Origin of the sequence: Candidatus Pseudomonas auctus, from assembly GCF_048654275.1 — a bacterium.
Taxonomy (GTDB): Bacteria; Pseudomonadota; Gammaproteobacteria; order Pseudomonadales; family Pseudomonadaceae; genus Aquipseudomonas; species Aquipseudomonas pharyngis.
Map to the genome: position 1 here is coordinate 1 of NZ_JBJYZK010000019.1, position 18728 is coordinate 18728.

The following is an 18728-nucleotide window of genomic DNA, read 5'->3' on the forward strand; positions in this document are numbered from 1 at the left end:
TTTTTTGGGGGGGGGGGGGGGGGGGGGGGGGGGGGGGGGGGGGGGGGGGGGGGGGGGGGGGGGGGGGGGGGGGGTGGTGGGGGTGGTGCGAAGAGGAGGGAGTCGATTGGGGGCTTTAAAACCTGAGTGCGACTCGGTTTTTCACGTCGGCGTACCTCTCCCAAACAACGCGGTCAGTCCCCTCTCCCTCCGGGAGAGGGCTAGGGTGAGGGCAGCGTCATGACTGACTCACCACAAGCCTGACTCCCGCAGAGAGACCTCATCAGCATTTATGCCGGATATCGACTGATCTCGACGTTATCCAGCACCCGATTCACCGCCAGTTCCGCCAGCATGATCACCTGCTGAATCCCGAGGATCCGATGTCGCTGCGGCGTATCGACAAAAGCCGCTACATCACTGGCCATGACGCTTGCTGTAGCCAGGGACTCACAGGCATGGGCCAACAGGCTTTCATCGTCCATGTCTGGCGATATCTGGAACATCTGGCTCGGTCGGCGACCGGGGCATTTTTTTGGAATGGGATTGAAATGGTGGTCGAGCGCGCGCTCGGCGGCTTCGTGTAGTTTCTTCGAATCGGCGGATTCGTAGGGCGAGGTTTCGTCTGTTTCGGGTGGATTCGGTGTTGGCTTTTTCATGATGGAACTCCATTCGGGATGTGGAGTTCGCCGCTCACTGCGACCAAGCAATAGGGGGGCGAACCGTACGCAGGTTGGTCGACCAGGGAATGGATACCCGGCAGGGCCGTTAGCCCTCCCACGCACAGTTCGCCATTAAGCATGCTGAAAAGTGCGCCATTCTAAACCCGGACGACCAAGCCCGTTCGCTGAATTTGCAGCGACCCCCAAAGCCTATCCACCCCATTTCCGAGCCACAACCGACGCGACATGTCAGAAACATCCCCTGCAAACACCCCGTCTGTAGGACATAAACACCCCGTTTAAAAAAACGCAGCCCACAAAAAAAGGCGACACCCCTCTCAGGGCATCGCCTTTCCTTTACCGCCGCTAAAGCTTATTCCGGCAGTTTGTACGCAATCACATAGTCACCCATCTTGGTGCCCAGCGAGCCGTGACCACCCACCACGAGCAGGACGTATTGCTTGCCGTCCTTGCCGGTGTAGGTCATCGGAGTCGCTTGGCCGCCAGCAGGCAGGCGCGATTTCCACAGTTCTTTACCGGTGTTCACGTCGTAGGCGCGCAGGTACTGGTCGAGGGTGCCGCTGAGGAAGCCGACGCCGCCGGCGGTGACGATCGAGCCGCCCATGCTTGGCACGCCCAGGGTGAAGCCGATCGGGATTGGCGAGCTGTCGCGGCTGGTGCCGTTTTTGCGTTTCCAGACGACTTTGCCGGTGGTCAGGTCGATACCGGCGACGTAGCCCCAGGCCGGAGCCTGGCACGGTACGCCCAGTGGCGACATGAACGGGTGCATGATCACCGCGTATGGCGCGCCGGTGTTGGGTTGCACGCCAGCGGTTTCGCTCTCGCGCTTGCTGCCGGCTGCGACTTTTTCGCGTGGCACCATTTTCGAGACGAAGGCCATGTAGTTCGGGCTGGTGAACAGCATCTGGCGAACCGGGTCGACCGAGACGCCGCCCCAGTTGAACACACCGACGTTACCCGGGTAGATCAAGCTGCCCTGTTCCGACGGAGGCGTGTATTGGCCTTCGTAGCGCAGTTCCTTGAACTGGATGCGGCACAGCATCTGGTCGAACGGGCTGGCGCCCCACATGGCTTTTTCGGTCAGTTCCGGGGCCAGCAGGTTCAGGTCCGAACGGGCCTGGGTCGGGGCGGTGTGGTCGCCTTTCACGGCGCCTTGGGGCACCGGGATTTCCTTGATCGGGATGATCGGCGTGCCGTCGCGACGGTCGAGGACGTACAGGCTGCCCTGTTTGGTCGGAGCGATCAGCGCAGGTTTGATGCCGTCGGCGGTTTTCATGTCCAGCAGGGTTGGCTGGCTGCCGACGTCCATGTCCCACAGGTCATGGTGGGTGAACTGGTAGTTCCAGCGCACTTTACCGGTGGCCAGGTCCAGTGCCACGACGCCGGCGCTGAATTTCTCGGCGCCCGGGGTGCGGTCGGCGCCCCATTGGTCCGGGGTCTGGTTGCCCAGTGGCAGGTAAACCATGCCGAGTTTTTCGTCGACGCTGGCCAGCGACCACATGTTGGCCGAGTTGCGGCTGTAGGTTTCGCCTGGCGCCAAAGGCTCGGTGGCGTCTGGCTTGTCGCTGTCCCAGTTCCAGACGAGGTGACCGTCACGCACGTCGAACGCGCGGATCACGCCCGATGGCTCGTTGGTCGATTCGTTGTCGGTCACGTGGCCGCCCATGATCACCAGATCACGGGTGATCGCGGCAGGCGAGGTGGAGTAGTAGCCACCAGCGGTGAACGGGCCGATACCCTGGGTCAGGTCAACCACACCGTTGGTGCCGAAGCCTTCGCAGATCTTGCCGGTGTCGGCATTCAGTGCGATCAGGCGTGCATCGGCGGTCGGCAGGTACAGGCGACGCGGGCAGGCCTGGGCGACGGCTTTGCCGGCCTCGGAGATGACAGCGGAGGCTGCGTTTTCAGACTTGGCGTACGCGGCTTCGTCGTAGTACGACACGCCACGGCAGGTCATGTGGGCGAAGCCCTTGAAGCCGACCGGGCTTTTGATCTGCGGGTCGAAGCGCCACAGTTCCTTGCCGGTGTCCGGGTCCAGCGCCAGCACTTTGCTGTGGGCGGTGCAGGCGTAGAGCATGCCGTTGGCTTTGAGCGGGGTGTTTTCGTTGGTCAGCTCGACCGGGTCATCGGCGGTCGGCAGGTCGCCGGTCTGGATGCGCCAGGCTTCCTGCAGCTTGCCGACGTTGGCCGGGGTGATCTGCTTGAGTGGGGAGTAGCGGTCACCGAACTCGGTGCGGCCATAGGCCTGCCAGTCGCCATCAGGCATGGCTGGCGCGGTGCTGGTGGTGTCGGCGGTGTCGCGACCCAGTTCGCCAAAGATTTCGCCCGGGTGGGTGAAGAGGCTGGCCAGGGCGGTGACGCCGGCCAGAATCACGGCCACGGTCAGGCCGCCGGTGCCCATCGGCGCCGGGCCTGCGAGCAGCAGCGGGCGACGGAACCACGGCAGCAGCATCACGAAACCGAGGACAAACCACAGTGCCAGGCGCGGCACCAGTTGCCACCAGTCCAGACCGACTTCCCACAGCGCCCAGACGGTGCTGGCGAACAGCACGATGGCGTACAGGCCCAATGCTGCGCGACGGCGCATCAGCATCAGAATGCCGGTCAGCGTGATGCCGATACCGGCCAGCAGGTAATACAGCGAGCCGCCGAGCGTACTCAGCTTGATTCCCCCGGCCAGCATGGCCAGGCCCATCAGCAGAAGCAGAATGCCGAGCAGGTTCGGCAGAAGACGGCTTCGACTCGAAGCACCTTCAGTGCTCATAGTGTGATTCTCCGTGACGTTTATGTAGTCCCGCGCTGTAGTCACTTTAGATGACGATTGGGCGCAGGCATGGTTCAGATAAAAACTTGTCTTGCTATCGAATTTCTTTCGCAGGACTGAGCCGCGTGCGCTGGATTAGAACGACGACTGGATCTTGATCCCACCGATCAGCGCGTCGTCGACCTTGTCCACACCGCCCGGATGGCGGATGTATTGCAGGTTCGGGCGCACGGTCAGCCAGTTGGTGACGTGCACGCCGTAATAGAGTTCGGCGCTGTATTCGGTGTCCTGTGGTGGCAGGAAGGACGGATCGTCGTAGTCGTAGACAGCGCGGGCCTGGTTGGTCGCCTCGGCGTTCTTGCGGTAGGCCGGGTTGACGTGGACGCGGGCCAGGGCGAAACCGATGTCATCTTTTGCACGGGCGTCGAACAGGCCCTTGTAGACCACGCCAGCCTGGACGTAGTTGTCGATGGCGTTGGTCTTCTTGTCGTGCATCGTGCCGTTGGCGAACACGCTCAGACCACGGGAGTTGTCGCTGGCCACGCTGGTGATCTGTTGCTGCACGCCGAGCCACACGCCGTGTTTGCTCGAAGCGCTGCGATAGGCTTCGCCGCTCAGGGCAGCGGGCTGGCCGTTGCTGTCTTTATAGGCGTCGGTGGCCTTGGCGTTGCTGTAGTAGTAACCGGCGCGGTATTCGCCCGGCAGGCCGTTGAGCTTCGGCTTCCACACCAGCTCGATCGGCAGGATCGCGCCCTGAGTGCCGCTGCCGCTGAGCTTGAAGCCGTTGCCGCGATCAAGGTTCGACGGGTTCTGCTCATAGGCGCCGACTTGCGCGTACAGCTCTGGCGTCAGGTGGTATTTGACGCGCAGCGCCCATTGACTGACCGGCCAGTTGTACCAGATGCCGCCGACCCAGTTGCCGACCTGCGAGCCGCAGAACGCCAGGTTCTGGAAGTCGCACGGGAAGCTGTTGAAGTCTTCGCCTTCGCCGAAGCGGCCGACCTTGATGTCGAGCTTCTGGTCGAAGAATTTCTGCTGGTACCACATCTGCGTCAGGCGGGTGGTCTGGCCACGGCCCCAGACCTCCTGGGCCGAAGTGAAGCCACCGACGCGCGGGTCGTTGATGCGGTCGTTGCTGATGTTGTTGCCGCTGCGTTTGGTCACGGTCAGCTGAAATTCAGCGTCGTTCCAGCCCAGCAGTTTTTGCAGATCCAGATGGGTGCCGAGGCCCCATTGGTCGCTGTAGCGGGCGGTGCGGTCGTGGTCGTAGCCGCCGTGCAGATTGCTGCCCATTTCGCCGGTGTAGTCGAGCTTGAAGTCGATACCTTTTGCCGCGAGCTCGCTGCGGGTGCCGTTCCAGTCACCAAGCATCCACGGTGATTCACTGTCGAAGGCCGGAGCGGCCTGGGTGCAGGTGGCGAGGCCAAGGGCGGTGCAGCCGCCGATCAGGCGCAGGGTGGAGATAGCGCTGTCTCGGGAGAACGGAAAATCGGGCATGAATAGGGTCTTTCTTGATCTTTTTGGGGGATAAGCTGGCCGCTACGATTTGACGCAGGCAGTGAAGCGGTTCAGCAGAAGGGCGGCAGGATAATGTCCTGTTACAAAAACACAAAGGGCTTTTGCAGACATGAACCCTTTCGGATTCGGTAACAGTGCGGCAATACAGCGCATTGCGGGCATTGGCGCAGACCTGCGATCTTCTCCGGTTGGCCTACATTTAACCCAAGGCCTTCCACCCGCCCATGCCCTCGGCTAAGGTGCGCGGCTTCTGTATTTTCACTTCGCCCAAAGGCCCGGCATGAACGACCACAATCCCGATCCGCTGCACGGCGTGACCCTCGAACAGATCCTCAATGCGCTGGTGACCCACTACGAATGGTCGGGCCTGGCCGAGCGCATCGACATCCGTTGCTTCAAGAGCGATCCGACCATCAAGTCGAGCCTGACCTTTTTGCGCAAGACACCTTGGGCGCGGGAGAAAGTCGAGCGGCTGTACGTGAAACTGATGCGCACCAAGCGTCCGCTCTGAGATGAACGCCGTATGGCGGCGACGCCTGATCACTTCGGCTGCGGTGCTGGGCTGGGCCGGGCTGGGGATTCAGCTGTACCTGATTTTCTTCGCGCGCCTGAGCGTCGGCGCCAGTCTGCTGGGCGGGCTGGTGAGTTTCTTCAGCTACTTCACCGTGATCACCAACACCCTGGTGGCGGTGGTGCTGACCTGTGCGGTGACGGATCGCGAATCCGCAGCACGACGCTGGTTTCTGCAACCGTGGGTCAGCAGCGGGATTACCGTCAGCATTGCAGTGGTGGGCCTGGCCTACAGCATTCTGCTGCGACATCTGTGGCATCCGCAGGGCTGGCAGTTTATCGCTGACGAATTGCTCCACGACGTGATGCCGCTGCTGTTCCTGGCTTATTGGTGGTTGTGCGTGCCGAAGGGCAGCTTGCGTCTGAAGCACCTGCCGCTGTGGCTGATTTATCCGCTGGTGTACTTCGCCTATGCGCTGTTGCGCGGGCATTTGCTGGGGGCTTACGCGTATCCGTTCATCGACGTGGCGCTGTTGGGTTATCCACAGGTGTTCATCAATGCCGGGGGGATTCTGCTGGGGTTTGTGCTGATTGCGTTGCTGGTGATCGGGATTGATCGCTGGCAGGGGCGGCGCCTTTAGCAGCGCCGCCGCTCGTATTCACTCCTCTTCGGAGCCTTCTGCGCGCCAGTAACCGACCGCTTTGACGAACTTCTCGTCGAGTCCGTGCTCATCGAGCAGCACCCGGCGGATCTGCCGCGAAACCTTGGTCTCGGTCGCCACCCACGCATACAGATTGCCCTTGGGCACCTGCAATTGTTTGACAGTGGTCAGCAGGTTGTCCTTGCCGCCTTCGCGCAGTACCCAGATCACGTTGACCTGCGCCGCGCTTTCCAGCGTTTGCTGCTCCTTGCCGTTTTCCACTTCGATGACCACCAGCGCCTTGCGATTGGCCGCCAGCCCTTCGAGGCGGCGGGCGATGGCGGGCAGGGCGGTTTCGTCGCCGATCAGCAGGTAGCTGTCGAAGATGTCCGGCACGATCATCGAGCCACGCGGGCCGCCGATGTGCAGGAATTGCCCGGGCTTGGCCTGCTCCGCCCAGGTCGAGGCAGGGCCATCGCCATGCAGTACGAAATCGATGTCCAGCTCAAGCTTGTCGAGGTCGTAGCGGCGCGGGGTGTAGTCGCGCATTTCGGGCATTGGCACGTCGCTCTTGCCAGCGCCGAGCACCAGGGTTTCCAGCGCCGCGGCCTGTTCGGCGTTCTGCGGGAACAGCAGTTTGACGTGATCGTCGGTACCGAGGCTGATGAAGCCGGCCAGTTCCGGCCCGCCGAGGGTGATGCGGCGCATGCGCGGGGTCAGGTCGACGACGCGCAACACTTCCAGGCGACGACGTTTGATTTCGTGCATCACACGATGGATGCCTTGGGTCTGTACTTCAGTCATTCGGCTTTCTCCGGGGCAGATTGAACGGCGGGGCCGTCGACGATGGCTTTGGCGGTGTCATTGAGCAGGTCGCGCACCCGCAGGATTTCTTCCGGGCTCCAGCGTCCGTGGTGCATCTGCAGGGCATGGCGCAGGTTATGCACCGCTTCGTGGATTTCCGGCGGGCGATCATGGCCGCGCAGCGAGCGCTTGCTGACGTCGATGCGCATGCGCACGCCGTCCAGGGCCACCGCCTGTTCGCTCAGGGACTGGCGACCGGCATCGGTCACGGCGTAGCGTTTTTTCCCGCCCTCGGCATCGCCGCTGATCATTTCGCTTTCTTCAAGAAAGGTCAGGGTCGGGTAGATCACGCCGGGGCTGGGGCTGTAGGCGCCGTCGAACATGGTTTCGATCTGGCGGATCAGGTCGTAGCCATGGCAGGGCTGTTCGGCGATCAGCGCCAGCAACAGCAGTTTCAGATCGCCGGGGGCAAACACCCGTGGGCCGCGACCGCCGCGCTCGCGGCCGTGGCGTTTTTCGAAGCCGTCACGGCTGTCGCCATGCTCGCGGTGGGGGGAATGATGGTCTCTCATTTCAGTCTTCTCTCGTCGTATTTAGATACAACTTAAGATATATCTTTTCGTACGAGCAAGGATTTTCTGACCCGAAGACGACGCCAGCGACGAACGGTGCGTGGCAGTGAGTCTGGAAACCTCATCGATACGACCATAACTAAAAAGTTAAAGTCATCACTCTATTAATCGTTGAGCTTATGTTCTAATTTGCACTCGGCCCCCCATTCTTCTTGCTGAAGTTGCTGTATGGTTTTTCAGAGAAAAGTGTCGGTAGTCTATAACTTACAGTCATTGTTTTATATTTGAAGATTTTGTTCTTTTTTCTTTCCAGTTGCAGGGGTGATTAACTACGCGTTCGTGGGAAGTTGCCTGCTTACATTCAATGGCGAACAGTCGATCATGCCCCGGCGTTGAAACTTCAAAGCCACACCGTCGATATCGGCCGGCGTTGTTTGAACTTTCAATGCTCAATCTTATAAAGACAGGGTAATGAACGATGTTCAAGAAAATCGCACTCGCTGCTCCACTGGCTGTTCTGGCACTGGGTTCTTCCATGGCGTTTGCTGCCGGCGAAGCCCGTCACTCCATCAGCCTGATCGCTCACGTTCCAACCAATGGTTTCTATGTGGTTCCGGTCGATCCGGATCTGGTCAACAAGGACCAGGACATGAGCTTCAGCCCGATCACCGGCAGCATGAAACCGGTCAACGGCTTCTTCGACACTCGTAACAACAACGGCTCGGTGCATGGTTACCTGGAAGGCGTGCCGAAGCTGGTGGGCGGCTCGAGCATCATCGATCTGGAGGTCAAGTTCAACAACGTCGTGCTCACCCAGACACCGCAACTGGTGGTCGGTGAAACCGAATCCAATGTGAACTATCGCGCACCGATCAGCATCACCGCCAAAGGCTCCACTTTCACCCCGGGTGATTACACCGGCGCGGTCACCATGATGTTCGATGCCGTGGATCCGGTACTCGGCTCGCTCTAACGTCTGGAAGTAACAAAATCCGGCTGACGGAAGTTTCTGTCAGTCGGACTTCTTGTCTGTTTGCAATCAGAGTAACTGTTCATGTTCCCGATGACGCCCATCGCGGCTGCACTTGCGTTGCTGTTTTGTGCCGCAGCCATGGCGGCTCCTGCCGCCTCTGGTACGACACCGCGAAGTTTATTGGCGCAGGCCAAAGGTTTGCCGGCGGATTTTGAAGAGCACTTTTTTGATGTTCCGCTGGCGGTACGGGTCGAACTCGACCAACAGCCTCTGGGCGAGGCCATGGTGGTGCTGTCCCGTGACGATCGCCTGACGCTGCTGGAATTCACCGACACCAGCGACAGCCGTTTCAGCGCCTTCGAGCGGGACGTCTGGGCCGACTATCTCAAGCCCGGCGTCGCGCTGGGTGCCTGTAGCGGACGATGCCCCGAGCAGATGCTTGCGCTGCACTACAACCTGGAAAGCTCGCTGGTGTCGATCGTGACGGCCAATGCCGAACGTGACACCGAGGCCAAGCGTTTCCATGAGCAACCCGAGGGTGGCAGCAGCGGCCTGATCGTGCGTAACCAGCTCAACCTCAATGGTGGCCAGGATCAGGATCTGGGCGGGCGCTTCGGCCTGGCGGCCAGCGGCAGCCTGGGCAACTGGACCCAGACATTCAACATGCAGCTGGCCCGCCTCGGCGGCCCGGACGACAAGCTTTATCACGCCGTCCATGAGCTGCACACCCAGCGCGAACTGCAGGGCAGTTTCCTGCGTCTGGGGTATTTCACGCCGGCCTCCGAAGGCCTGATGCGCCAGCCTCGTTCCTTCGGTGCCAGCCCCGACACCACGGTCGGGGTGATGTATGGCAGCTCCGACAGTCTGGCAATCAATTCGCCTCAGCCCAGCGTGTACCCGATTTACGTCACGGCCAACCGTCAGGCGTCGGTAGAGATCCTGCGTGACGGTTTGTTGATCAATACCCAGTCGGTGCCTGCGGGCCTGCAAACCCTCGACACGCGTCCCTTGCCGGGCGGTATCTATGACGTGGAGGTGCGGTTGATCGAGGACGGCCAGATCACCTCGACCACTCAGGAGCTGGTCTACAAGCCGAACAACTGGCGCAATCTCGATGACCGCTGGCGCTACAACCTGTTTGCCGGTGAGGAAAGCAAACTGCTGAGCAACTGGGACAACCAGGTCACCGGCGATCCCACGGCCGGGGCTTCGATCAACTATCTGCTGCACCCGCGCATGATTCTCGGCCTGTCGGCACGCCAGATACGCGACACCTTGCAGTACGGCACGTCCATCGATTGGACGCTGGCCAACAGCGTCAGCCTGTTCGCCAACATCTATGAAACCCAGGACCATGGCACCGGCCTTGACCTGCAAGGGCTGTACAACTACGGCGCCGGCAGTCTGGTGGTCAGCCATAACCGCAGCTGGCTCGATACCACCGATCTCTACGAAACCCTGCCGGATGGCACGCGGATTCGCCAGCGCAATGTGTTCGTCGGGCAGACCAGCAACTCATCGCTGGCACTCAACCATCGACTCGACAGCCGCAATTCGCTCAACGCCCGGGTTTCCCACAGCGATGGCAACACCGAAGGCGTCGGCGTGGATCTTGGCTGGACCCAGCGCACGACGCTGTTGGGCAGCGACGCCAACTGGCGTCTGTCGCTGTTTGACCGACCGGGCACTTTCAGCAGCGGCGACGAGCGTAATCGCGGGGTCGATCTGAGTATCAATCTGGCTCTGGGGCCGCCCGGCCAGCAGATCACCGGCAGCATCGGTTCGCGCACCGCCCGTGAAGGCGGGCGTGACAACAATGCGTCCCTGGGCTGGCGCAAGGACTTCAAGGATCACGTGCTGCAGAACGTGTCGGTCACCGCGCTGAGCGACACCTATGGCGTGGGCCTGTCGAGCCTGGCGAGTTTCCACACGGATGTCGTTTATGGCGACGGATTCGTGCAGCGCTCCTCCTACAACGGCAACTTTACCGGTGGCCTGAACCTCGACAGCACGCTGGTCATGGGCGCCGACCAGATGATCCTGACCAGTCAGAGCGAAACCCGCGGCGCGGGCATGATCGTCGACGTCGAGTCGGACATCGATGGCATCGCCCTGCGCGCCGACGATTACAGCGGCGGCAGTGCGGCGTTGAAACCGGGGCGCAATTTCATCCCGATCACCGCGTACCAGAACAGTTCGGTGAGCTTTGACTTCCAGGGTAATCACGCCCCGGCCGCGACCATTGAGCCGGCGCGGACCCGTTACCACATGAACAAGGGCGGGGTGGAGTACCGCAAGGTCCGGGTGATGAGAACCCTGACTGTGCTGGGTCGGTTGGTCGATGCTCAGGGCCGGCCGCTCAAGGGCCATCACGTGATCAATCACGCCAGCCGGGGGGTGACGGAAGTCGATGGCTTCTTCTCGATGGAAATGAACGCCGGAGCGCCAACCCTGGAAGTGCGTCAGGGCAACCAGTTGCTGTGTCAGTTCCGCCTCGATGCGAACAGCCATCGCAGTGAAAACAACGTGTTGATGATCGGTGATCTGCGGTGCACCCCGGACACCCTGGCCGATGTCACTTCTACCGAGCAGAAGGCGGGTTGAAACCATGAAAAAGATGACGTGTTGGTTGGGGCTGCTGACGGCGCTGAGCGCCTCGCAGGCAGGGGCGGCGAATCAGGAAATCCGTGCCTTGTTCCAGCCTGATCCTGCGCATCCGAACAAAAATGTGTTCATCAACCAGACGCCCAACAGCGGTTATTGCGCGGTATGGCCGGATCAATGCGTCGACAACCAGATGTTCAGTATCGAGTTGCCGATTCGTTTCACTTCCAGTCGCTTCATGTCAGCCGGTTTTCCGCTTTCACTGAAGGTGCCAGCCAACTGGCGGCAACTGACAGTCACCAACCGGGACACCCAGGAAACCGAAACCGTCGAAGTGCGGGTCATCGGCATCGGCTCCGATTTTGTGCTGAGCGATACGGCCGCCAATCTGGTCGGAGTATCGGACATCCTCGAAGGTCATCAAAAACTCTGGACCACCAGCAGTTGGGTTTACGCGCCGGCGCCCTGTCAGTACAGCGGCGTGGGTTCCTACACGCCTTCGACGTATCGGTTTTTCTGGAAAACGCCGGTGGAAGCAAGCTGTACCAAGGTAACGGCTTTCCTGATTCCGGGGATGGCTTTCAGAACGATGGATTTCGCTTACGAACTGCGCACGCCCAATCCGCTGGGCATGTCGTCGGGGCTCTATACCGGCTCGTTGTCCTACACCCTTGGTCCCGGTGGTGATTTCGATCTCGGCATGCAGATGTACCCGGACGACAGCAACCTGACTCTGGATTTCGTACTGGATGTACAACACACCCTGAAGGTCGATCTGCCACCGGGAGGCAATAAAGTGACGCTGGAGCCGGCCGGGGGCTGGCAGAGCTGGCTCGACAGCGGCCGCAAGCCGACCAAAATCTTCCGCGATCAGCCTTATTTCCTCTCGGCGTCGTCACGCTTCAAGGTCCGGATGACGTGCGACTCGCTGGGTGGTGAGGAGTGCAATTTGCGCAGTCCGACAGGCCGATCCACCAAAGCGACCGTCAAGCTCAGTGTGCCGGGGGGAATCGTCGGCCCGGGTGGTGCCGACGGCTGGACGGGCTCGCTGCTCCACAACTTGTGGATAGGCCCTTTCCAGCCCACCCACTATGTGGATCGCAAGCCCGGCAACCTGCATTTTTCGATTTCTCAGCGGGACATCGAGTTTCTATTGCAACCCGGCGTCAACGACACACTCACGGGGCGCATCACCATTATCTGGGACTCGGAAGTCTGACCCTCCGGATCAACCCCTTACATCTTTCAAAAGGTTGAAGACGATGACACGCCTGTTTCTGCTTTCACTGCTCGGCCTGCTTGGCGGACCCGCACTGGCCGGGCCGCAGATCAATGTCGGCACGGTGTACGACTATCTGGATGGCGACAAGAGCACCTACCTCAAACGTGTATTCAACAGCGGCGACAGCACGGCCTTCGTCAAGATCAACGTGCTGGAAATCGTCTATGACGATCAGGGCAAGCCGCAGGAAGTCCCGATCGAGACGGCCACCGACGGCGCGTCGCGCAATGGCCTCATGGCCAGCCCGGCGCGGTTGATCGTGCCGATCAAAGGCATGCAGGGCACACGCCTGCTGTACATGGGCGAGCGGGATCGCGAGCGCTATTTCCGGGTGCGTTTCGTGCCGGTGGTGCCTGAAAAGGAGGATGAATTCGTGGTGAGCGAGCAGGAGCGTGACGCGTACAAGGAGGGGCTGTCGGCCGGGGTCAACCTGATGACCGGTTTCGGCACGATCTTTTTCGTACGGCCCAGGGACGCCCGGTTCGAGACCGTCGTCAATGAAACGGGCGATCGCTATGAACTGCGCAACAGCGGCAACACCGTGGTCATCGTCGATGAGTTCAAGAGCTGTTCCCTGAGTAACGAAACCGACTGCGGCGCGACCACCAAGCACCATATCCTGGCCGGCAAGACGTTTGCCTTCGACAAGGAGAAGGGCCGCGAGTACCGCTTCAAGTTGATCGAAGGCGACAGCAAAAAAGACTTGAAGGTGACGAGCCGCTGACGGCGGTTTCCATTGACGCGCCAGGTAAAGAACATGAACAAGCAATGTGCCGTCCTTGCATTGATGGCAATCACCGCACTGACCAGTCACCTGACATGGGGGGCCCGCGAGGAACACGTTTTCGAGGTGTCGCTGACGATTCCAAGTCGGCCGTTCTATATCGTGCCCGCCGAACCGGACTGGATCCACCGGGTCCAGCGCCTGGTCTGGAATCCCGGCAGCGAGACGCTGAGCACGCTGAGCAAGCACTTCGATGTGCGGCATGACTCCAGCGCTATAGAGGCACGTCTGGACAGCCCTGCGCATCTGTCGAACGGCAGGTCGAGCGAGGACATCTGGCTGAAGGTCACTTTCAATGGCGTAGTGCTCGGGCCTGAAGTGCCTTCCCGACTCGTGCTGTCACAGGAGGAGGCGGCGGTGGGCAAGCGAGTGCTGCTGGAGATAGAACCGTTGAAACCGACCGGAGGATTCCGGCCGGGGGATTACAGCGGCACCGTGATGCTGCTGTTCAATGCCAGGGCACCGGGAGCGTGATCCCGGGCCTGGCATGGCGTTGCGAAGGGTATTGCGCGCTTGCCTCACGTACACCGGTCGAAGATCAGATCCCGGCCCGGGCCATGGCTTCGCGGGTCAGGCGTCTGCTCAGTCCCTTTTCCTCGTAACCGATGTCGCGTTGCAGGCTCTCGTAGACGGCATCGGTCAATGGCTCCTCCGTCAGAACCTGGTCCAGCGGGATGGACAGTTTGTCCGCCAGTTTCACCAGGCTTTTCAACAGGGTCTGCTGCTCGCTTTGGCTGGGTGCCCGCTGCCATTCCCGGCGCAGTGACAACAGTTCCAGTCGGTCATGAAACAGCGCGGTGTTGCGGGCGAAATCGCTCGGGTAGGTCTGGCGCAGATAGCGATCCCAGAACGGTTGCTCGATCATTTGATTGACCAGCCCGTCGCCGGCTTCAGCTGCAATGATCTTCCCGTAGGCTTTGTCGATCGCCTCGTCAGTGACGCCTGCCACCGGGCGAAACCTCATGGCCTCGGACTGCCAGGGCAGATCCAGACGCTTGGCCAGCCCGGTTTCATACGCCAGATGCACCTCGACCTGATCGGGGTTGCTGTCCGGCCCACGTGCCTTGATATCGGCACGGGCAATTTCACCCACTTGCTCAAGGCGCGCCGACCCTTTGGCCAGCGTCACCAGTCGGGATTCGGTTTCGGCGAGGGTAGTGGAGAAGCTCAAGGCTTCCGTGGCCAGCACTTTTACCCCCATGTTGTTGAACAGTTGGGCGCCGGCGTCCTCACAGCCTTCCGGTTCGGTGGACATGAGCAACAGTTCTTCGCGCAGCATCGGGTCGAGCGTCATGGCGTCCACCATGCGCCATACGCGGTCGGTCAGTTGTGCGCGAGCGCGTCCCCCCTGGAGGTAGTCGGCGGAACGGGTCAGGTCCTGGATGACCGTGAAAAAACCTTCGGAATCCGGCTCGTTAATCAGTTCATGCCAATCCTCTGCGCGGTGGATACCGATGCCGGGTGATTCGCTGTACAGCGATGCATCTTCGTCGGGCGTCCATTTCTCCAGCAGATCTGCGGCAGGCAACCGATACCTGACGGCTGGCATCAACCCCACGGACTCCCGGTACTGTTCGTAAGTCATGCGAAGGTCGGGCGGCAGTTTTTCCCGGTCGACTCGGGTACGGGCGATGAGAAGGGCCTTGTCCGAGCCTGGGGCGACGTCGGGTATGGAACGCAGCCGGTTTCTGCGCAGATCGAGGAAAAACCCTTTCGGTCGGGCAAGGCTGAATACCCCCGGCGGCCAGGCCTTGAGATCGGTATTGGACAGGTTCAGAACCTTGAGCCAGGGCATGCGCTGTACGGGCGGCGGGTCGCCCAGTGGATTGTTGTCCAGTCGCAGGATTTCCAGGCGTTCGAGTCTCTGCATCTGCTCGATGGCGGACGGCGTCAGCTCGATCATATTGTCACTGAGTCGCAGGGTTCTGAGCTGCGTCATATTGCCGATGTTGTCGGGCAGGCTTCGCAAGCCACAGTTCCTGGCACTGAGTTGCTGCAGATTGGGAAAGTTCTTGAGCAGCCCCCCTGACCCGGGTGAGAACTGTTGGGCATCGAGGCTCAGCGTCGTGATTTGCTCCAGATACGGTTTGAGTTCCGGCAAGGGTGGCCACCAGCGTTCGAGATTGTGCGGCAGTAGTTGTGAGGACAGGTCCAGGGTGTAACCGCCCTCCAGACGGGTACCACGCTCGCCGAACACCTCGCCAATCCTGTCGAAGCAATCCACCAGACGCTCCATGATCAGCCGACCGCCCTTGCGCTCGAACTCCCAGTAGGCGTCGGGCAGGCGGCCGGCGTCGTCCGGCTCGAATCCGCTCAGATGGCGTTGGCGCCAGTTCTCCAGGATGTTCCTCAGGTTTGTCCGCTCAAGCTTCAGCCGATCGATTTCCTGGTGGGGATCGCCCTTGGCCTGCAACGAACGGGTAAATGCAGCCACCTCGCCCCGGTCAAAGTGCGGATAGAGTTCCTGCACCTTGGTTTCGACGGTTTTCTCGGTGAACGGCCAGCGTACCTTGGACAGCCCCTTGCCCTGCACCAGCAGCTCGGTCTGCCGGGGCACGAACGCCCGCAGGGGTGGCCGGGCAAGCAGTGTCCGGCGCTCGGCGGGTGTATGGGCCTTGGCCATCACCCATTGCCTGAACAGTTCCCCTTGCCCCGGGCGATAGCCCAGTGCGTTGCGTTTTGTCACCGGCAGGGCTGACAGGACGGCTTCATAGAGACTGTCGGCACCGTGGAGCAGCCTGTTCTCGCCATCGTGCACCTCATAGCGGCCATGCTCGTCCCTGACCAGGATTCGCACGCTGGTCGCGTCTTCGGCCCCGGCACGGCAACGCAGCGGTCCTTCAGTGGTGCCGTCGCGTACTTCGATGCGCAAGTCGGCGAAAGCGTCGACATGCAGTCGCAGGGCATTGAGAGCCAGGCGCTCGGTATCGGGCACCAGCAATGCCGGTTCGTAGAGGCCTTCGACGGCACGGGCCGCCCGCGCTTCGAAGGCACTTTCACGGGCCAGGTTCTTCAGGCGCAGGGGAATGCGCTGCTGTTCGGACATGAGCTGTCGTTCCGCAGGCGTCGCCTGCTCCAGCAGGGGCTGAGCGACCGCCGATGGCAGTTGCGGGAGTCGGCGCTGCAGCAGATTCACCTGCGGATTGCCGGAGCGGTTCCTGAGTCGGTACTCGTAATCGAAAATCTCGGGGGTTCGCGCCTCGACGGCTTGCGCCATCCGATTGCGCAGCGCCTGGACCTGCAAGTCCTGGGGGTAATGTCTGCCCAGCACGGCGGTCATGTCGGATTCACTCAGAAAACCGGGCAGACGCTCCGGCAGCCGGCCAGCCATCAGGTCGGCAAGACTGATGTCCAGCATCTTGTCGGAGGGCGCTGCGGCGTTGCCGTACTGGCGGTGGCTGCCGGTCAGGTCGGCTTGCTCGAAGACTCTCAGCCCTTTATCCGCCGGCCATCCCGGCAGGTTCGCCGCGATGGTTTCAAACCAGTAGGAGTCGGCGGGCAAGGGTTGCCCGTGACGCACGAGCTGGCTCGCACCGCGGGTTCGATCCCAGGTATCGAAACGGGCGACGGTGTCGGCCAGCAGCGGTGGCGGAGCGGCGTTGTCGACATGCATCCGGCGTAATGAGTCATCCGGCGTGCCGCTGATGCGGCGCAGTGTTTCCAGCTCGGCGGGCGTGTAGTCATCGACGGAATGCCCGATCCGTCGCATCAGGGTTGATCCTTCCCAGTCCTGGGGCCGTTCGCCTTCGTGGACCCAGGCACCCAGGCCGTTGTGGCGCAATTGGGGAGCGTAGGCTTGTGAGCGCGTCGGGTGCAGGATTCGATATTGGTCGCTGGAGATGTCGTACAGCACCTGGTAATGCTTGCCCTCCAGGGGCAGGACGGTTTTGCCCGCGACCTGGTGCAGACCGAGGGTGTCGGGTTTCGATGTCGGGTTCGGTGCCAGTGTCGGTTGCTCATAGGGTGTGAGATCCGGGTGCCAGAGGCGGGTCTTGCCGTCGAACGAGCGCACGGGCCTCATCCCTTCGATCAGCGGTGACAGCTTCAGGCGAAAGGTGTTGCCGATCGTCACGCCGGCGCCGAATGCCGCCAGTTGCAGGACGTCGGTCACCACCCCCAGCACATGTTCGCCCACTTCGGCGAAATGCCCCTCGGCCAGGTCCACCATGCCTTCGACTGCTTCGTTCGTAAGCTGGTACGCGGTATAGGCGAGCATGAGTTCGCCCAGAAACGGTACGAAAGGTGTCATCACCAGCAGCGCTGCATTGAAGATATCCGAAGCGATTTTCTTGAAGTTTTCCCACCAGGCCCAGCGCGCCTGGCTGTCCGCGTCGGCAGTGGGCACCGCGATGCCCCGGGCGTCATTGAGAATCTTGTTCAGTCGTTGCTGGTAAAGGTGAGTCCACAGCGGCTGGTTGATCGGCGGGGCGCTGAACTGCAACTGGGGATTGCTCACCGGAGTTTCACGCCAGGACGGACGCGGATCACCCGGCTCCCTCGGATACCACTTGACGTACGTGAGACGTTGCTCGAGGTCGGCGAAAAAATGTCCACGTTGTTCGTGATCGACAAACTGACTGAAGAACTGGCGGTAGCTCATGCCGGTCGATGGCAGGACGTTGTTGTCGCGCAGTTGCCGGCTCAGTTCGTTCATGAAATCCGGAATGGACGGGTATTCCTTGAGCGGATGCTCGGGGTCGTGAGGTACATAGGCGATCATTTTCTGTGAGCGCTGCGGTGTATCGGGATCGGGCCTGATGATCAGGATCCCGGTGAGCGTGAGGTCCATCATGCCCAGATCGCAGAGCTGCATGGATTGCTGATCGAGCTTCAATTGCTGCCGACCTTCGAGCAGTTCGCGGACCAGTGCGTGCCCCTGACGGCTGATGTCGTTTTTCGCCAGCGCGATGTGCGCGGCAGCCTTGAGCGCCGATTGCTGGCTGCGCTGGACCTGGAGTTTCAGATAGGCAACAGAGACCGGGTCCCGCTCAAGCAGGAACGTTTCGAGGTGGGCCTTGTACTGCGCGCCGATGTCCAGTTCGCGGCACAGCGCCTGAAACTGGCTGACACTGATCCGGCTATTGATCGGTGATACATCGAACAGGTCGCGCGCAGGATCGGTCTTGACGACGAAAGCCGAGTCTTTTGCGAATGTTTCGTCATAGGCGAAGTTATGAAGGGCCGCATCGAGGAGTGACACGGTTCTTGCGCTATATCCTTTTGAAACTTGAATCACCCACCAACTGCTTTCCTTGGGGACATACAGTCGCAAACAGGTGTTTTCGACGTCGACATTGATTTTGTATTGCTCAAACAACTTTGCCCGCAACAATGGCTCGGCGAATGCACGAATGTCCTGCAAACGCGACAGTATCCGGTCAACCTTGTTCTGCGTGCTCCAGGCCTTCTTGTTGGCGCTGTCCAGGCGTTCGGCATGGTTGGCCGGCAAATCGGTCATCCACATATGACGATGCAGCGGAACATGTCGCAATGCATTGTTTCGATGCCAGCGCATATCAAGATAAACAGCGTCGATACGCGATTTTATCAATTCGTAATGTTGCCCTTTGTATTCATTTATTGCAGTCATTGGTGAAGCCTTGAATAAGTCGTG

At 60.8% G+C, this 18728-nt stretch carries 13 protein-coding genes; 7 read left to right on the forward strand and 6 right to left on the reverse strand.

Features of this window, described 5'->3' with window-relative positions; genetic code table 11:
• Window positions 1-269 precede the first annotated feature (269 nt).
• From ACKUG4_RS25975 to ACKUG4_RS25985, 3 genes are all read right to left on the reverse strand, one after another.
• Window positions 270-638, reverse strand: coding sequence for a DUF6124 family protein (locus tag ACKUG4_RS25975; protein ID WP_445435124.1), 369 nt, complete (start codon window positions 636-638; stop codon window positions 270-272).
• Between the two features lie 376 nt (window positions 639-1014).
• Window positions 1015-3426 carry a glucose/quinate/shikimate family membrane-bound PQQ-dependent dehydrogenase gene (locus ACKUG4_RS25980; RefSeq protein ID WP_039765764.1) on the reverse strand — a complete coding sequence of 804 codons (2412 nt, stop codon included), beginning with the start codon at window positions 3424-3426 and terminating at the stop codon, window positions 1015-1017.
• 135 nt (window positions 3427-3561) lie between these two features.
• Complete coding sequence (locus tag ACKUG4_RS25985) at window positions 3562-4923, reverse strand: carbohydrate porin (protein WP_197868465.1); 1362 nt, start codon at window positions 4921-4923, stop codon at window positions 3562-3564.
• 301 nt (window positions 4924-5224) lie between these two features.
• On the opposite strand from ACKUG4_RS25985, the gene ACKUG4_RS25990 reads away from it, so the two are divergent.
• Together ACKUG4_RS25990 and ACKUG4_RS25995 are read left to right on the forward strand one after the other, a co-directional pair.
• The gene (locus ACKUG4_RS25990; RefSeq protein ID WP_007956650.1) at window positions 5225-5455 is read left to right on the forward strand and encodes a VF530 family protein; all 231 of its coding nucleotides are present in this window, start codon (window positions 5225-5227) and stop codon (window positions 5453-5455) included.
• A 1-nt stretch (window position 5456) separates the two neighbouring features.
• A complete protein-coding gene (locus ACKUG4_RS25995; protein WP_445435125.1) occupies window positions 5457-6095 on the forward strand; it encodes a Pr6Pr family membrane protein in 639 nt (212 codons plus the stop codon).
• Between the two features lie 18 nt (window positions 6096-6113).
• On the opposite strand, the gene ACKUG4_RS26000 is transcribed toward ACKUG4_RS25995, so the two are convergent.
• On the reverse strand, window positions 6114-6899 hold the full coding sequence (locus ACKUG4_RS26000) for a siderophore-interacting protein (RefSeq protein ID WP_064599209.1): 786 nt from the start codon (window positions 6897-6899) through the stop codon (window positions 6114-6116).
• Entirely contained in the window at window positions 6896-7471 is a 576-nt protein-coding gene (locus tag ACKUG4_RS26005; protein ID WP_039765773.1) for a PadR family transcriptional regulator, read from the reverse strand. The genes ACKUG4_RS26000 and ACKUG4_RS26005 overlap by 4 nt, the downstream gene beginning before the upstream one ends.
• Window positions 7472-7949: 478 nt before the next feature.
• Here ACKUG4_RS26005 and ACKUG4_RS26010 point away from each other — a divergent pair, with 478 nt between their 5' ends.
• The 5 genes from ACKUG4_RS26010 (at window position 7950) to ACKUG4_RS26030 (ending at window position 13588) form a co-directional block, all read left to right on the forward strand.
• Window positions 7950-8444 carry a CS1 type fimbrial major subunit gene (locus ACKUG4_RS26010; RefSeq protein ID WP_064599207.1) on the forward strand — a complete coding sequence of 165 codons (495 nt, stop codon included), beginning with the start codon at window positions 7950-7952 and terminating at the stop codon, window positions 8442-8444.
• Between the two features lie 81 nt (window positions 8445-8525).
• Window positions 8526-11048, forward strand: coding sequence for a CS1-pili formation C-terminal domain-containing protein (locus ACKUG4_RS26015; RefSeq protein ID WP_064599205.1), 2523 nt, complete (start codon window positions 8526-8528; stop codon window positions 11046-11048).
• Between the two features lie 4 nt (window positions 11049-11052).
• Complete coding sequence (locus ACKUG4_RS26020; RefSeq protein ID WP_445435126.1) at window positions 11053-12267, forward strand: hypothetical protein; 1215 nt, start codon at window positions 11053-11055, stop codon at window positions 12265-12267.
• Window positions 12268-12310: 43 nt separating this feature from the next.
• Window positions 12311-13054 carry a molecular chaperone gene (locus ACKUG4_RS26025; protein ID WP_445435127.1) on the forward strand — a complete coding sequence of 248 codons (744 nt, stop codon included), beginning with the start codon at window positions 12311-12313 and terminating at the stop codon, window positions 13052-13054.
• A 33-nt stretch (window positions 13055-13087) separates the two neighbouring features.
• Window positions 13088-13588 (forward strand): CS1 type fimbrial major subunit, encoded by a 501-nt coding sequence (locus ACKUG4_RS26030; protein WP_172829505.1) that lies wholly within the window; start codon window positions 13088-13090, stop codon window positions 13586-13588.
• A 64-nt stretch (window positions 13589-13652) separates the two neighbouring features.
• Here ACKUG4_RS26030 and ACKUG4_RS26035 read toward each other — a convergent pair whose 3' ends face one another.
• Window positions 13653-18572 (reverse strand): NEL-type E3 ubiquitin ligase domain-containing protein, encoded by a 4920-nt coding sequence (locus ACKUG4_RS26035; protein ID WP_445435128.1) that lies wholly within the window; start codon window positions 18570-18572, stop codon window positions 13653-13655.
• Window positions 18573-18728: the final 156 nt, after the last annotated feature.

Coding starts and splice junctions, on each gene's coding strand:
- ACKUG4_RS26000 (WP_064599209.1), bottom strand. CDS start 6,899: ATGACTGAAGTACAGACCCAAGGCATCCATCGTGTGATGCACGAAATC.
- ACKUG4_RS26010 (WP_064599207.1), top strand. CDS start 7,950: ATGTTCAAGAAAATCGCACTCGCTGCTCCACTGGCTGTTCTGGCACTG.
- ACKUG4_RS26020 (WP_445435126.1), top strand. CDS start 11,053: ATGAAAAAGATGACGTGTTGGTTGGGGCTGCTGACGGCGCTGAGCGCC.
- ACKUG4_RS26030 (WP_172829505.1), top strand. CDS start 13,088: ATGAACAAGCAATGTGCCGTCCTTGCATTGATGGCAATCACCGCACTG.
- ACKUG4_RS25975 (WP_445435124.1), bottom strand. CDS start 638: ATGAAAAAGCCAACACCGAATCCACCCGAAACAGACGAAACCTCGCCC.
- ACKUG4_RS26035 (WP_445435128.1), bottom strand. CDS start 18,572: ATGACCGATTTGCCGGCCAACCATGCCGAACGCCTGGACAGCGCCAAC.
- ACKUG4_RS26015 (WP_064599205.1), top strand. CDS start 8,526: ATGTTCCCGATGACGCCCATCGCGGCTGCACTTGCGTTGCTGTTTTGT.
- ACKUG4_RS25990 (WP_007956650.1), top strand. CDS start 5,225: ATGAACGACCACAATCCCGATCCGCTGCACGGCGTGACCCTCGAACAG.
- ACKUG4_RS26005 (WP_039765773.1), bottom strand. CDS start 7,471: ATGAGAGACCATCATTCCCCCCACCGCGAGCATGGCGACAGCCGTGAC.
- ACKUG4_RS25980 (WP_039765764.1), bottom strand. CDS start 3,426: ATGAGCACTGAAGGTGCTTCGAGTCGAAGCCGTCTTCTGCCGAACCTG.
- ACKUG4_RS26025 (WP_445435127.1), top strand. CDS start 12,311: ATGACACGCCTGTTTCTGCTTTCACTGCTCGGCCTGCTTGGCGGACCC.
- ACKUG4_RS25995 (WP_445435125.1), top strand. CDS start 5,457: ATGAACGCCGTATGGCGGCGACGCCTGATCACTTCGGCTGCGGTGCTG.
- ACKUG4_RS25985 (WP_197868465.1), bottom strand. CDS start 4,923: ATGCCCGATTTTCCGTTCTCCCGAGACAGCGCTATCTCCACCCTGCGC.